The 12,850-nt window shown below is 51.4% G+C and carries 14 protein-coding genes and 2 tRNA genes; 5 read left to right on the top strand and 11 right to left on the bottom strand.

Annotated features, from left to right (window positions below):
- Positions 1-12: 12 nt before the first annotated feature.
- Both BQ6873_RS12120 and pip read right to left on the bottom strand, forming a co-directional pair.
- Positions 13-471, bottom strand: coding sequence for a TonB family protein (locus tag BQ6873_RS12120; protein WP_076594102.1), 459 nt, complete (start codon positions 469-471; stop codon positions 13-15).
- Positions 472-549: 78 nt separating this feature from the next.
- Complete coding sequence (gene pip / locus BQ6873_RS12115) at positions 550-1,521, bottom strand: prolyl aminopeptidase (RefSeq protein ID WP_076592874.1); 972 nt, start codon at positions 1,519-1,521, stop codon at positions 550-552.
- Between the two features lie 190 nt (positions 1,522-1,711).
- Between pip and BQ6873_RS12110 the strand changes: the two genes are divergently transcribed.
- Positions 1,712-2,833 (top strand): mechanosensitive ion channel family protein, encoded by a 1,122-nt coding sequence (locus tag BQ6873_RS12110; protein WP_076592873.1) that lies wholly within the window; start codon positions 1,712-1,714, stop codon positions 2,831-2,833.
- 37 nt (positions 2,834-2,870) lie between these two features.
- Here BQ6873_RS12110 and BQ6873_RS12105 read toward each other — a convergent pair whose 3' ends face one another.
- Positions 2,871-3,335 carry a PACE efflux transporter gene (locus BQ6873_RS12105; protein WP_076592872.1) on the bottom strand — a complete coding sequence of 155 codons (465 nt, stop codon included), beginning with the start codon at positions 3,333-3,335 and terminating at the stop codon, positions 2,871-2,873.
- A gap of 187 nt (positions 3,336-3,522) precedes the next feature.
- On the opposite strand from BQ6873_RS12105, the gene BQ6873_RS12100 reads away from it, so the two are divergent.
- Together BQ6873_RS12100 and BQ6873_RS12095 are read left to right on the top strand one after the other, a co-directional pair.
- Positions 3,523-3,598 (top strand) — tRNA-Val (locus BQ6873_RS12100).
- A gap of 36 nt (positions 3,599-3,634) precedes the next feature.
- Positions 3,635-3,711: transfer RNA gene (locus BQ6873_RS12095), tRNA-Asp, on the top strand.
- A 139-nt stretch (positions 3,712-3,850) separates the two neighbouring features.
- Here BQ6873_RS12095 and cynS read toward each other — a convergent pair.
- Positions 3,851-4,294, bottom strand: a complete 444-nt coding sequence (gene cynS / locus BQ6873_RS12090) for a cyanase (RefSeq protein WP_076592871.1) — start codon at positions 4,292-4,294, stop codon at positions 3,851-3,853.
- Between the two features lie 239 nt (positions 4,295-4,533).
- Here cynS and BQ6873_RS12085 point away from each other — a divergent pair, with 239 nt between their 5' ends.
- Positions 4,534-5,220, top strand: a complete 687-nt coding sequence (locus BQ6873_RS12085) for an epoxyqueuosine reductase QueH (RefSeq protein ID WP_076592870.1) — start codon at positions 4,534-4,536, stop codon at positions 5,218-5,220.
- Between the two features lie 144 nt (positions 5,221-5,364).
- Here the strand turns inward: BQ6873_RS12085 and BQ6873_RS12080 are convergent, their stop codons facing one another.
- The 3 genes from BQ6873_RS12080 to BQ6873_RS12065 all read right to left on the bottom strand — a co-directional run bounded on the left by BQ6873_RS12080 (position 5,365) and on the right by BQ6873_RS12065 (position 9,607).
- Positions 5,365-7,086 carry a methyl-accepting chemotaxis protein gene (locus tag BQ6873_RS12080; RefSeq protein ID WP_076594101.1) on the bottom strand — a complete coding sequence of 574 codons (1,722 nt, stop codon included), beginning with the start codon at positions 7,084-7,086 and terminating at the stop codon, positions 5,365-5,367.
- Positions 7,087-7,457: 371 nt separating this feature from the next.
- A complete protein-coding gene (gene dinB, locus BQ6873_RS12075) occupies positions 7,458-8,615 on the bottom strand; it encodes a DNA polymerase IV (RefSeq protein WP_076592869.1) in 1,158 nt (385 codons plus the stop codon).
- 653 nt (positions 8,616-9,268) lie between these two features.
- Positions 9,269-9,607 carry a hypothetical protein gene (locus tag BQ6873_RS12065; protein ID WP_076592868.1) on the bottom strand — a complete coding sequence of 113 codons (339 nt, stop codon included), beginning with the start codon at positions 9,605-9,607 and terminating at the stop codon, positions 9,269-9,271.
- Between the two features lie 209 nt (positions 9,608-9,816).
- On the opposite strand from BQ6873_RS12065, the gene BQ6873_RS12060 reads away from it, so the two are divergent.
- Entirely contained in the window at positions 9,817-10,512 is a 696-nt protein-coding gene (locus tag BQ6873_RS12060) for a hypothetical protein (RefSeq protein ID WP_231949329.1), read from the top strand.
- Positions 10,513-10,555: 43 nt separating this feature from the next.
- Here the strand turns inward: BQ6873_RS12060 and BQ6873_RS12055 are convergent, their stop codons facing one another.
- The 4 genes from BQ6873_RS12055 to BQ6873_RS12040 are packed head-to-tail and all read right to left on the bottom strand — an operon-like array spanning position 10,556 to position 12,772.
- On the bottom strand, positions 10,556-10,777 hold the full coding sequence (locus tag BQ6873_RS12055; protein ID WP_076592866.1) for a VF530 family protein: 222 nt from the start codon (positions 10,775-10,777) through the stop codon (positions 10,556-10,558).
- A gap of 22 nt (positions 10,778-10,799) precedes the next feature.
- Positions 10,800-11,114 carry a DUF2288 domain-containing protein gene (locus tag BQ6873_RS12050; RefSeq protein ID WP_076592865.1) on the bottom strand — a complete coding sequence of 105 codons (315 nt, stop codon included), beginning with the start codon at positions 11,112-11,114 and terminating at the stop codon, positions 10,800-10,802.
- 49 nt (positions 11,115-11,163) lie between these two features.
- Positions 11,164-11,370 carry a SlyX family protein gene (locus BQ6873_RS12045; RefSeq protein WP_076592864.1) on the bottom strand — a complete coding sequence of 69 codons (207 nt, stop codon included), beginning with the start codon at positions 11,368-11,370 and terminating at the stop codon, positions 11,164-11,166.
- 46 nt (positions 11,371-11,416) lie between these two features.
- Positions 11,417-12,772, bottom strand: a complete 1,356-nt coding sequence (locus BQ6873_RS12040; RefSeq protein WP_076592863.1) for a chloride channel protein — start codon at positions 12,770-12,772, stop codon at positions 11,417-11,419.
- Positions 12,773-12,850 lie beyond the last annotated feature (78 nt).

Below are 12,850 nucleotides of genomic sequence, written 5' to 3'. Positions count from 1 at the left end.
AAAGTACGCAAATTATTCATCCATCTGCGCTTCGGCAATTGTGCGCAACTGAAAACGGCCATCGTTATTGAAGAGCCAAGTTTCCATCAACTCCAACTGCCCTTTTCGCAACAAGGCTGGTGCCGGCTTGGGGAACGGTGCGGTACTGCGCAAGCTTGCCAATGCCGTTGTCTCGGTAGCGCGATCGCGATTGGAACGCAAAATTTCACTGCGCACCAGACCGCCATTGGCATCGACCACATATTTCACAACAACAACTGACCGCAGCAATGCTTGCGGCCGACCGACATACACTTTGGTGGAGTTAACCTGAACAATGCGATTAGCCAAGGCTTCGCGGTAAGCACCAACGGTATCGGCCATGGAAGTACCGTCTTGCGTTGTTTCTGCCGGCTTGTCGAGCAGAGTGCGGCCGCCGCAACCTGCCAGGATCAATGCCGCCATGCCTATCGCGATGCGATTTTTGATCATCATTCGGTCACCTCAATGAATTTGATTAAATAGGCATGCCGATAACTATCCGCATACGCGCAAAATTTATTCACGTGCTTAATTAAAACTTTGCTGCAATCTGAAATGCTCTGTCGCCGCTACCAGCGCTGCGGTCGTACCCGGCTCCAATGCGGCATGTCCGGCATCGGCGATGATGTGCAATTTCGCCTCGGGCCACGCCTGATGCAGGCGATACGCGGACAAAGGCGGACACACCACGTCGTAACGGCCTTGCACGATCACCGCCGGCAAATGCCGTATGCGATCCAGATCGTGTATCAACTGATCTTCCTCAAGAAAACCGCCGTGCAACATGTAATGCGCCTCCAGCCTGCCTACACCCAAGGCAACGACATCGTCACTGAACGCTTCTATCGTTTCAGCCTGCGGTTTCAGGAATAAACAACGCCCTTCATAACGACTCCAATCGCGCGCTGCCTGCATAGAGACGAGCTGATCGTCGCTGAACAATCTCTTCTCATACGCACGTAATAAATCCTGTCGCTCATCGATCGGAATCGCGGCCACAAATTCTTCATGTGCTTCCGGAAAATACCAACGCATGCCGTACAGAAACCAATCGATCTCAGCCCGCGTACAAAGAAAAATACCGCGCAAGATAAAGCCAAGACAAGATTGCGGATGCGCCTGACCATAGGCCAGCGCCAGTGTTGCACCCCATGAGCCGCCGAATATCAACCATTGCTCAACGCCCAGCATACGGCGCAAGACTTCAATATCAGCGATCAATAATTGCGTCGTGTTGTTGCGATACTCACCTAGTGGTGTTGATTTTCCGGCACCACGCTGATCGAACAAGATGATGCGGTAATACCCGGGATCGAAGAATTGTCTGTGCTTGGGAGAAATACCACCACCAGGACCGCCGTGTAGAAACAGCACAGGCACACCAGCAGGATTACCGCACTCCTCCCAATACAAGGTGTGCAGATCATCAACCGGCAACATACCGCTGCGATGTGGCTCCAGCGGTGGAAACAAAGGTGATGTGGATGTAGAAGCGTCCATGACTACCTCGAAAAGGGATGCTCCGATTGTAACCAATGATCTCTCTTCAATGTGTAACGGACATCACTCGTACTAGTCCGAATTGAAATGAATTGCGAACTATTCCCGCCATGCAACCTCCTATTAGAAGCAGCACAGAAAATCGCATGCATATCAGCATGCAAAATGCATTTGTACAGGAGGTGAAGTAATGAAGTTATTGCAAGACTGGTTTATGTTGGGCATTTCACTGGATAACTGGTTGCACGCACTGATTGCAGCATTACTGAGTTACCTGCTCATGGATCTGGGCACGCGCTTCGTGATTCGTTTGGTAAAACGTCGCATGTCCGTACTCAACAGGTTGACCAAGCGACGTATCGATGAAGTCATCGTCGGCACACTGGTCGGCACCAAACGTTATCTACTCTTCCTGTTAGCACTCCTGATCGGCCTCAACACTCTCACTTTGCCCGACGCTATAGAACTGCGCCTGTCGCAAGCAGGTATCGTCATCATCGGTATTCAGGTTGCTATCTGGCTCAATCGCGGCATCAATATGTGGATGGAGAAACTAATCGACCCTGAAGTCGATCCTGATCTGCGCAATCGTGCGACCACCACCACGATGGTATTTCTGCTCAGAATCGCAGCGATGCTGACTGTGTTGCTCACGGTACTTGCCAATCTGGGTGTGAACATCACGGCCTTTGTTGCCAGCCTCGGTATCGGCGGCATTGCCATCGCATTGGCCTTGCAAACTGTATTGAGCGATCTGTTCGCCTCACTCTCTATTGGTCTGGATAAACCTTTCGAGGTCGGCGACTTCATCGTCGTTGACGATATGTTGGGTACCGTGGAGCACATAGGCATCAAGACCACGCGACTGCGCAGTTTGAGCGGTGAACAATTGATACGTTCGAATACCGAATTGCTTAAATCGGCCATCCGCAATTACAAACGCATGTCGGAACGACGCGTGCTGTTCAATTTCGGCATCACACATCAAACTCCGGTTGAGCAGATTCCGGAATTGACCGAAGCCATACGCCGGATCATCGACGATGCGACACCGACGCGCTTTGATCGCGCACACTTTGTACGCGTCGGCCCCAGCAGTCTGGAATTTGAAGTGGTGTATTACTTGTTAAGCAGGGAGTACAACGTCTACATGGATGTGCAACAACACATCAATCTGGAACTGATGAAAGCGTGTGCAGAACGCGGCATCGTATTCGCTCATCCGACGACGACCTTGCATGTTGCATCGGGAGTGCCATCAGAACAACATCCTGCAAATATCACCTACAAATCAAGCAACGCTTTTTCTTGAGAACTGTATGCCGGCGTATTGCACGTCGGCATACACATCATTTGGCAATGGCACGCGCCTTGCCGAGACGGTGACGCACGATGTCGTACACCCAGTTGAAGCAAAACGCGTACAGCATGAAGAAAACCGAGAACACCAAATCCAGCGTAATCGCCTCGATCAGCGAAATATCCAGCCACCATGCCGTCAACGGCAAGGCAACCGACATAAAGAAGACTTCAAAACCCAGCGTATGACCGACCCGCATTTTGACAGTGCGCCGCCATCCATAGCGTTTCTCGAACACTTCGTAGATATGGTTGTAGATCATATTGCACGCCATCGCACTGACAGCCAACATCAAGGCCAACGCACCGAAGTGCAGCATATCCATGCCGAAACCATACGACATCAGTGGAACCAGGATGATCAATGCAAAAAATTCAAACAGGAGGGCGTGTACTATGCGGCGAAATAATGTATTGATAACAAATACTCGAAAATAACGAATGAAGACCGCCATTATAGGCGTGCAGGTGCAAACCCGCTTGCGGTGCCCCGATTCCATTCTTTGATTTTTCGCTAATAAAAAAACAATCCTGCAAAAGTTTCTGCAAACATGGGTGACAAAAAAAAAATTATGCTCTATACTTCGCACCCTTCAGCTGTTGGTAGACGCCAACACGTTTGACTGAGTAAGCGAATGTTGCGGGTGCTTAGCTCAGTTGGTAGAGCGGCGCCCTTACAAGGCGTAGGTCGGCGGTTCGACCCCGTCAGCACCCACCAATCAGTCAAACAGCAAGTTGAAACAGTCTAGTAGTTGGAGTGGTAGTTCAGTTGGTTAGAATACCGGCCTGTCACGCCGGGGGTCGCGGGTTCGAGTCCCGTCCGCTCCGCCAAAATAAGAAAATGCCCGCGCAAGCGGGCATTTTTGTTTTCAACTCGTAAATTCGGCGCAGCCGACACTCTGCGAAGTGGAGTGAGCGGCCTGCGGAACATAGGCGAATCCCAGCGCCACCTCAAGAACCGTTCTACAAATCAATACGTCTTGTAAGCAAGATACTTTCCGCTCATGACGATACGTACGCGATCGCCATTCGGATCTTTCTCTCTATCCATATCCATCTTGAAGTCAATCGCGCTCATGATGCCGTCGCCGAATTCTTCATGGATCAACTCCTTAAACGTGGTGCCATAAACGCTCACCAGTTCATAGAAGCGATAAATCAGTGGATCAGTCGGCACTGCTGTCGGTAACGAACCTTTGTACGGTACAACCATCAACCACTTTTTCTCTTCATCGGTCAGATCAAAAATGCCAGCCAGGACATCAGCCTGTTTGGCATCCAGCGTCATTTGGCCGAGGCAAGCCGCCGTGACCCATTCTTTACTCAAGCCAACCTTGGCCGCGACGTCAGACCATTTCAAACCTTTGGCGACTTTGCCGGTGATGATTTTTTCAGTAACGTCCAGACGATTCATACTTCACTCCTTGGATTGAGATAGCTGCAATGTGACACTCGATAGACTGCCCGCTTTAGCTAAGCAAACTTCGTGCGCACTAACATGGCAGATGCTCAGATCCCTTTCCATTACAGCAACAAGGCACGCACAGCATGCCTCTCAGACTTTCCACTTCTGGTAACATACGAACCCGGTACACAAAGGCTCGTTGCCCCGCATATCCTTTACCCATGCGCCCACCGCAACGAGAAAGCACGATGACAGACTTCAAACGCGAACCCATTCCCCTCCCCAGCAAACCCGGCAAGGTCTTGCTGCACTCTTGCTGTGCGCCCTGCTCAGGCGAAGTGATGGAAGCCATGCTGGCGAGCGGTATCGAATACACGATCTTCTTTTACAACCCGAACATCCATCCGGAAAAAGAATATCTGCTGCGCAAGGAAGAGAACATCCGCTTTGCAGAAAAGCACAATGTGCCTTTCATCGATGCCGATTACGACACCGACAACTGGTTCGAGCGCGCCAAAGGGATGGAAAATGAGCCGGAACGTGGCGTGCGCTGCACGATGTGCTTCGACATGCGTTTCGAACGTACTGCGCTGTACGCACATGAACACGGCTTCCCTGTCATTTCCAGTTCGCTCGGTATCTCGCGCTGGAAGGACATGAATCAAATCAACGATTGCGGCGTACGCGCAGCAGCCAAGTATCCAGACATGCTGTACTGGGAATACAACTGGCGCAAAAAAGGCGGTTCCGCCCGCATGATCGAAATCTCCAAGCGCGAGAATTTCTATCAACAGGAATATTGCGGCTGCGTTTATTCACTGCGCGATACGAACAAACACCGCCGTGAAAGTGGTCGTGAACGCATTGCGATGGGCGTGCAGTTCTACGGCAAAGCTGCAGAAACTCTGGCGACGGAAGACGACGCAAACAAATAAACCATGCTGCTACGTCAGATGGCGTTCCTGCTCGCAAGACAGGTACAAGATCCACAATAGAAAAAGCCAACCCTTGCGGTTGGCTTTTTTATTTTTCTCCGGCCTTCGTTTCAAAGCACCGTCATGCGCTTAACAACTACATCGTTAGAATTCTTCCCACTCTGCACCAGCCGGTACTGGCTTCACCGCACGCGGCACCCGCGCAAACTCCTTATCGTCTATCTTTTGCTGCGTCGTCTTTACTCTTTGTAATGCTGGCTTTCCTTTTACCTTGGGTGGTGCTTCCGCAGCATATTGAGGTGCCGCCTGCGTTAGCGCCAGTGAATTGCTATCCAGTTTGAACACGCTGACGACTTGCGATAAATTTTGCGCCTGATCTTGCAGTGCTTCCGCAGCAGCGGCAGCTTCTTCCACCAGGGCTGCGTTTTGCTGCGTGACCTGATCCATCTGCATCACCGCCTGATTGATTTGCTCTATGCCGTCGGTTTGTTCTTGGCTCGCGGCGGTGATCTCACTCATGATGTCGGTAACGCGCTTCACGCTCTCAACGACTTCCCGCATCGTTGCACCTGCATCATCGACCAGACGAGAACCGATACTGACCTTGTCGACTGAGTCGCCGATCAATTCCTTGATCTCTTTCGCCGCGCTGGCAGAACGTTGCGCCAGCGTGCGGACTTCGGAAGCGACCACGGCAAAACCACGGCCCTGCTCGCCGGCGCGCGCTGCTTCGACTGCGGCATTTAATGCCAGGATGTTGGTCTGAAATGCGATGCCGTCAATCACGCCGATAATGTCGACAATTTTCTTCGCTGAATCATTGATTGCGCCCATGGTATCAACCACTTGCGCGACGACCTCGCCGCCGCGCACTGCCACTTCAGATGCGGAGAGCGCCAATTGATTCGATTGACGCGCATTGTCGGCATTCTGCTTGACCGTGCTGGTCAGCTCTTCCATGGACGATGCGGTTTCTTCCAAAGAGCTGGCTTGCTGTTCTGTACGCGATGACAAATCCAGATTGCCGGTGGCGATCTGATGCGATGCTGAGGCAATCGCATCCGTCCCTAATCGCACTTGCGTGACGATCTTCAGCAAGCCGCCGTTCATGTCTTTCAGCGCTTGCAGTAATTGTCCTGTTTCATCCTTGGAGTGCACGACGATCTCGCCGGTCAGATCACCATCAGCCACCTTGCGTGCGAGCAACACAGCACGGCTCAAAGGACGCGTAATGCTGCGCGTTGCCAGGAAGGCAAAGAGGCCCGCGATCAACACTGCAATGGCAGAAAAAATCCCGATCAGCAATTGTGTCTGGCTGGCTTTGGCATTGGCCTCTGCACCAGATTTTTTCATCAATTCATTTTGATAATCGATCAGCTTGTCGATGGAAGTAAGGTACTGCAGTTGCGCCGGGCGTACTGCAGCAAAAAGCAGCGTGAGCGCTTCTTCCTTCACGCCTGCCGCTGCCAATTTAACGAAATCATCTTTCAAAGGACTAAATTTATTACGATCGGCCTGCAGTTCTGCAATCGTCTGTCGACCACGTTCGGAGCGTATGCTTTTCTCTAACTGAGCTAGTGCGTTGTTAATGGAATCTGAAGCTTTACCGATTCCATCCAATTCGGCCTTGATGTGGGATGGATCCGTCATCAGCAATGCGTTGCGCATATTGCGCGCGATTTGGTTGAGATCGTCCTTCATCGTATTGGCGAGGACTGTTTTGGGATACCGATCGCCGTCTACCTCTGCAATGGCATCGTTCAAACCACCGATACGGGTGAATGCAAGGGTCGCGAGGAGTACCAGCAAAATGACTATGCTGCCGAAACTCAAAAGTAAACGCTGCCCAATTTTTAGGTTTTTCATTTTCATCTCTCTCATAAACAAGGTGGATAACAAACGCTTTCCGGACTTATTTCATGACACAAGAAACAGACTGCAAACCTTTTATGACAAAAATATTACCACCGTGAAATAAGAAAAAAACTGACGAATCCTCACACGCACACGCGACCAAGCAGCGCCAAATAAGGCTGAGGCAACAGAAAAACCAGAATAGATTTTTAACGAAAGGTTAAATGTGTGGCCCTAGACCGGAGTATGCGCACACATCTAGATGGAGAATTGCTAGAAAGCAAAAGGGAATAAATCTTTAGGATTGTTTCAAAAATGCACCAAAATGCAGCATTTTTTCCACAAACTGATCACGCAGCAAAGACAAAGCATTGTCAGAAAGGCTAGTTTTCCCGAAATAACTCACCCTGAGTAACAGTATCTTCCGGCGGCAACGTGCCCTTTTTCGCCAAGGTGCCGACGCGCACACCCAGCAAACGGAACGCCTGACTCAGCGGAATGCGCTTCAGGCATTCGCCGGCGGCCTGCCGGATCGCGCTTGCATCATCGGTATAAGTGGGTAGCGTCAAATCGCGGGTGACACTTTTAAAATCGGCAAAGCGCAGCTTGATGCCCACCGTGCGACCAACATAACCCTTGCGCTCCAGATCGCCAGCCACGCGTACACACAACTGGGTAAAGATAAGGCCGAGCGCTTCACGATCGCGCTTGGCGTGTAGATCATGCTCAAACGTGGTTTCTCGGCTGATCGATTTCGGCTCGGAATACGTGACGATAGGACGATCGTCGATACCGTGCGATACCCGGCCCAACCAATCCGCATACGAGCGGCCGAAATGTGCATGCAGCACGGCCGGATCTGCATGCGCCAATTCTTCTATCGTGTTCAAGCCCAGCGCCGTCAGCTTTTCTGCCGCACGTGGACCGACGCCATTGATCTTGCGCGCCGGCAAAGGCCAGATGCGCGTCGCGATATCAGCTTGCGTCAAGATGGTCAAACCGTTCGGCTTCTCAAGATCGGAGCAGATTTTCGCCAACAGCTTGTTGGGTGCAATGCCTATCGAACAGGACAAACCTGTCGCCGCAACAACTGCATCCTTGATGCGCTGCGCGACGATGGCGATATCCTCAGTCTGGTCGTTGAGATCAAGATAGATTTCATCGATGCCGCGATCTTCCATCTTCGGCGCAATCGCGCTGACTGCTGTCTTGAACAATTTTGAATAATGGCGATACGCCGTAAAGTCTGTCGGCAACAGGATCGCATCCGGCGCCAACTTCGCGACCTTCATCAAACCCATGCCAGAAAACACACCCAGCGCACGCGCTTCATACGTCGAGGTCGTCACCACACCGCGCCCAGCGTAGTCGCGCAAGCGCGAATACTTGCGTGTGCCATCAGCCTGCAATACCGGTTGATGTGCAGAACCCGCACCGATCACGACAGCCTGACCACGCAATTCGGGATAACGCAGTAACTCAACGGAAGCGTAAAAGGCATCCATATCAAGATGAGCGATATGGCTTTGCTGACTACTCATGAACATTTGATGGACGAAACAAGATGCTGAGCAGCATATCATTTACTGTACAAATACACAGTAAATTACTAGGGATTTTTACTCAAAGAACTGCAGAGGTGAGGACCGCGAAGTACATGCCTGGAACATCACACAAACATCGAAATATGCGCCGCAAATAAAACAAGGCGAGAGCACTTGCGCGCTCTCGCCTTGTAAGTATCAGTCAAATCCGAAAATTATCTGGTCGGTGCTGGGGTAAGGCAGGGTGTTCCACCACTTGCTTCTATACGTCGTTTAACCAAAGGATCAGCGGTGTAATTCAAGCGCGATTGATCGGTATATCGTGGGTCGTTAGGATTAGATGGAGCCTCCGAAGCAGGCACGAGGATAGCGCCTGGACATATCTGGGCCTGCTGGGCCGCTGCAAATTGCGAAAACATGGCCACTGCCGTGCCAGCGAGAATTGTACGTAGTTTTATCATGGCAAGTCCTTTACTGAATAATAAGGAGGCGAACATTGCATACGCCCAAGAAGTGCCTGACCGATTACATCAATCGGCGATGCACGTCTTCTTACTGACTGCCATTATTGTTGGAAGTTCATCTTTTATATGCGAGCAATGCCGCACGGCAATTCTTGCTACGTAAGAACTGACGCGACTTTGACTTTATCAACGCGCACCAAACCACCATAAACCTATCGCCGCAATCGACAACACAGACGCAATACCGGACAATAGCGACAAACGCCTGTAACGCTGCTCATTGGCAATCACACCCTGCTCCAGCGTGATCACCATTTGCTGCAATTGCTCGGCCAGCTCCTTGATGTGCACCGCATTATGCGAGGCAACTTCTTGCAGCTCCGTAATTTGTTGCTGCAACAATGCTTCTTCCGTTGCAGCATTCGCATCAACCTTGCGGCTTTGGAAAACCGGCAAGGTCGCGGAGATGATCGTGCCCACATGCGGCAAGATCGCTTTTACCGCGGGCAGTAGCCATGTATACATAAGTGATTCCTCGCTTGATTGAGAGTGATGTAGCACCGCACAAACGGCAGCTGATTGCAGACCATTTAAACAGATTCGCTTGCGCATCACAAATGACGGCGCATTTCCATTTCATCACCATCAGGTTTTAAGTTATATTGCAACGACCCTTGTCTTCGCCTGATAAGCGCAGACAAACAACATCAATTTTAAAAATGACCACACCGCACATGCTCGACCCAAACGCATTACTCAAGCCATTGAATGGCTACATCGTAGAAGACCTGACCAACGCCGACATCGCAGCCACCGGCGCGATTGCCGCATCGATTCTGGGCGACCTTGCTGCACCTGTATTGAAGATGTTGTCCGTTGCGGGCGATTCCGCTGACGACATCTCGCTGGAATTTTTCCCTGACCCGGATGATGAAAGCACACCTGGCACATTGATCTTCTGGCCGACTACACGCACCAGTCTGAACAGCGCTTACGACGATGCGTATCAAGCGGAATACTCGTTGCGCCTGGCAGTTTTTCTGTCGGAAAGAGATGACTCGGATGTAATCTACCCAGCTGGCTTCAGCATGGTGTTGCGATTGAATGAAAGCGCATGCGAACTGGTGAAGGATTTACCGCCAGCCGTATTCGAACGTTTGGAATTCCAGATGAAGGGTAGCCCTTTGCCGGGCGGTTTTGAATTCCTGGATGACAGCGAACACATTCCAGTGTTGCCGAATATGCGCCGTCAATTTCTGAAAGCCATCACCCGCGCACATTCCGTTACTGCGAAAAAACGCAGCAAGGAATTTGAAGCAGTGATGGCGCATTACATTTGGGACAATACCGAACCGAAGGCGCACTTTGAAGCTGTGCTGTCAACGCTGGCTACACTGTTCGTCGCGATCCACCATCAATCGAAGCTGTAATCACAGCCTCATCAAATAATATGTCCGACGCTTATCTATTTATTTAATCGTCGGACATAGTCACAAACAGTTCTTCCACCTTCGCACGCGCCCACGGCGTTTTACGCAAAAACGTCAGACTCGATTTGATGCTCGGATCGATATTGAAGCATTTGATATCTATGCGACGACCCAGCTCTTCCCAACCGTAATGCGCAACTAGCGCCAGCAGGATTTTCTCCAGGCTCTGGCCATGCAATGGATCATTCTTTTGCTGCTCGCTCATCGTGTTCTTTCAGCTTGATCGCTCAAACCAGTTTCTTTTCTTGTACCAAGACCCACGGCCGCGCAACCACTGTCCATAACAAGGCATCTGCTTCCAGCCAGATACTGGCTTGGGCATCGCTCACCTTGGCGATCTGACCCGCATGCAACCATTGTTCAACCGCAGCCTTGTCATCTATCGTAAAACGCGCTGCGACTTCAACCAAATCCAGCTCATCGGCGACAACGATCACCAAACCACCGGCGAAATAACGCAGTAATTCCTCCCACGCAATTTGCGAGGTTTCCATATTCAATTTGGCATGCAAAAGTTGCTGCTCTTCGCTCAATCCACTCATAGCTTCTATCTGTATAAAGTTCTAATAAAATAATCCACGCATGCGCGCATCAATAATGCGGCGGTCTCTCGTTCGCCGCATTTTGTTCATTGCCGCCGCTGACCACATCCTTCAAACGACGCGCCAAGGCAAGGCACAAGGCTTCCAGCTCATCGATTTTCTTTTGCTGCTGATACACCATATGATTCAGCGCATCGACCAGATCTTCCTGGCGTGCGATCTTGATTTCAATATTGACGATGCGATCTTCGTCCATGATGTGAGTTTCCCAATAGTGAACTGCAACACATTACGTATCAGCATTACGCTGACATCTTGTGTTTGTGTATGGCTTCGCGACGAAAATTCCGCGATGCTGCATGATAAAAAGGTCGCGGGCAAAATTGCCGCGAGACGAATGATGCTGCCAAAGTAGTTGCCAGCAACAATAAAGTAACGTCCTGGCTGCGGGTCATTTCCATCACGATCACACTGGCCGTAATCGGCGCTTGCGTTGCCGCCGCCAAGAAAGCTGCCATAGACAATAAGGCAACCAAACGCCCATCGATGACACCCGGCAGTACCTGGGCGATATTGTCACCGATACCGGCACCAATCGCCAGCGATGGCGTAAAGATTCCGCCAGGAATGCCGGCGAAGTAAGAAAGTATCGTCGCGCCAAATTTCGCCAAGCCAAACACCATGCTATCGACCGGATGGCCATTGAGCAAAGCCGCCGTCTGCTCGTAGCCCGTGCCATACGTCGAGCCATGCGCCAGCAAACCCAGCAAGGCCACCAGCAAACCGCATACGCCCGCCAACAAAATCGGATAACGCTCGGTCCAGCTACGTCGATGGGCAGGCAACCACGCTGCCGGTCCGGCCAGCAACATTTTGCCGAACAAGCCGCCCAATACGCCGTTGACCAAAGCACACACCACCACGATGATCCACGAGGCATTCAGCGCCAGTATCGATTCATGAATCTGAAAGTACGAGTTATTGCCGAAGACTGATAAAGCAATAAAACCCGCGCACAACACCGCCGACATCACCAAGCGATCCCAGCGCACTGTGCTGCCGCGACCCAGCTCTTCAATTGCGAACACCACGCCGGCCAAAGGTGTATTGAATGCCGCAGCCAAACCACCGGCTGCACCCGCAGCAATCAAGGCTTCCGGCCGAAAGCCGACCGCAAAGCGCGGGCGCTTTTGCCACCAACGTCCCCACGCCAACATCACGGCTGCGCCGACTTGTACTGATGGCCCTTCACGTCCTATCGATGCACCGACCAGCAAACCAGCGGCAGTCAGTACCACTTTCCACATCGATTGCGGCAGCGATACCAAGGTGTTTTGCGCCGGCCCGGCCGGTATCGACATCGCGGCAATCACTTGCGGAATACCGCTACCGCGCGCCTGCGGTGCAAGGCGTATCGTCATCCAGCGTATGCCGGCAAATCCCAGCGGCAGCATCAACAGCGCGCTCCACCAATAAGCATGTGTGATCTGACGATTCAAGCTGAGCATTTCTTCTGCCAGCCAGGCAAACGCCAGGGAGCAAACCGCGACGCAAGCCGCACCACCAAGAAAAACCGCGATGCGAAACGAATAGCGCGATACGCGCATCGTATGACGCGCATGTCTTTTCATGGTTTGGAATGTGGAAGGATTAGACATGGCTCAACTCACTTGGGAAAATGAAAGGCTCTGTAGAAAAAACGATGTCGGGTATTGCATGCATGATGAAGACCCGAC

The organism is Herminiimonas arsenitoxidans (assembly GCF_900130075.1).
Classification (GTDB): Bacteria; Pseudomonadota; Gammaproteobacteria; order Burkholderiales; family Burkholderiaceae_D; genus Oxalicibacterium; species Oxalicibacterium arsenitoxidans.
Note: the sequence above shows the minus strand (reverse complement) of the source record. Positions and strands in the feature narration are given on the sequence as shown.

Coding starts and splice junctions, on each gene's coding strand:
- BQ6873_RS12055 (WP_076592866.1), bottom strand. CDS start 10,777: ATGAGCGAGCAGCAAAAGAATGATCCATTGCATGGCCAGAGCCTGGAG.
- BQ6873_RS12080 (WP_076594101.1), bottom strand. CDS start 7,086: ATGAAAAACCTAAAAATTGGGCAGCGTTTACTTTTGAGTTTCGGCAGC.
- BQ6873_RS12065 (WP_076592868.1), bottom strand. CDS start 9,607: ATGTATACATGGCTACTGCCCGCGGTAAAAGCGATCTTGCCGCATGTG.
- BQ6873_RS12050 (WP_076592865.1), bottom strand. CDS start 11,114: ATGAGTGGATTGAGCGAAGAGCAGCAACTTTTGCATGCCAAATTGAAT.
- BQ6873_RS12120 (WP_076594102.1), bottom strand. CDS start 471: ATGATCAAAAATCGCATCGCGATAGGCATGGCGGCATTGATCCTGGCA.
- BQ6873_RS12105 (WP_076592872.1), bottom strand. CDS start 3,335: ATGGCGGTCTTCATTCGTTATTTTCGAGTATTTGTTATCAATACATTA.
- BQ6873_RS12040 (WP_076592863.1), bottom strand. CDS start 12,772: ATGTCTAATCCTTCCACATTCCAAACCATGAAAAGACATGCGCGTCAT.
- pip (WP_076592874.1), bottom strand. CDS start 1,521: ATGGACGCTTCTACATCCACATCACCTTTGTTTCCACCGCTGGAGCCA.
- cynS (WP_076592871.1), bottom strand. CDS start 4,294: ATGAATCGTCTGGACGTTACTGAAAAAATCATCACCGGCAAAGTCGCC.
- BQ6873_RS12045 (WP_076592864.1), bottom strand. CDS start 11,370: ATGGACGAAGATCGCATCGTCAATATTGAAATCAAGATCGCACGCCAG.
- BQ6873_RS12110 (WP_076592873.1), top strand. CDS start 1,712: ATGAAGTTATTGCAAGACTGGTTTATGTTGGGCATTTCACTGGATAAC.
- BQ6873_RS12085 (WP_076592870.1), top strand. CDS start 4,534: ATGACAGACTTCAAACGCGAACCCATTCCCCTCCCCAGCAAACCCGGC.
- BQ6873_RS12060 (WP_231949329.1), top strand. CDS start 9,817: ATGCTCGACCCAAACGCATTACTCAAGCCATTGAATGGCTACATCGTA.
- dinB (WP_076592869.1), bottom strand. CDS start 8,615: ATGAGTAGTCAGCAAAGCCATATCGCTCATCTTGATATGGATGCCTTT.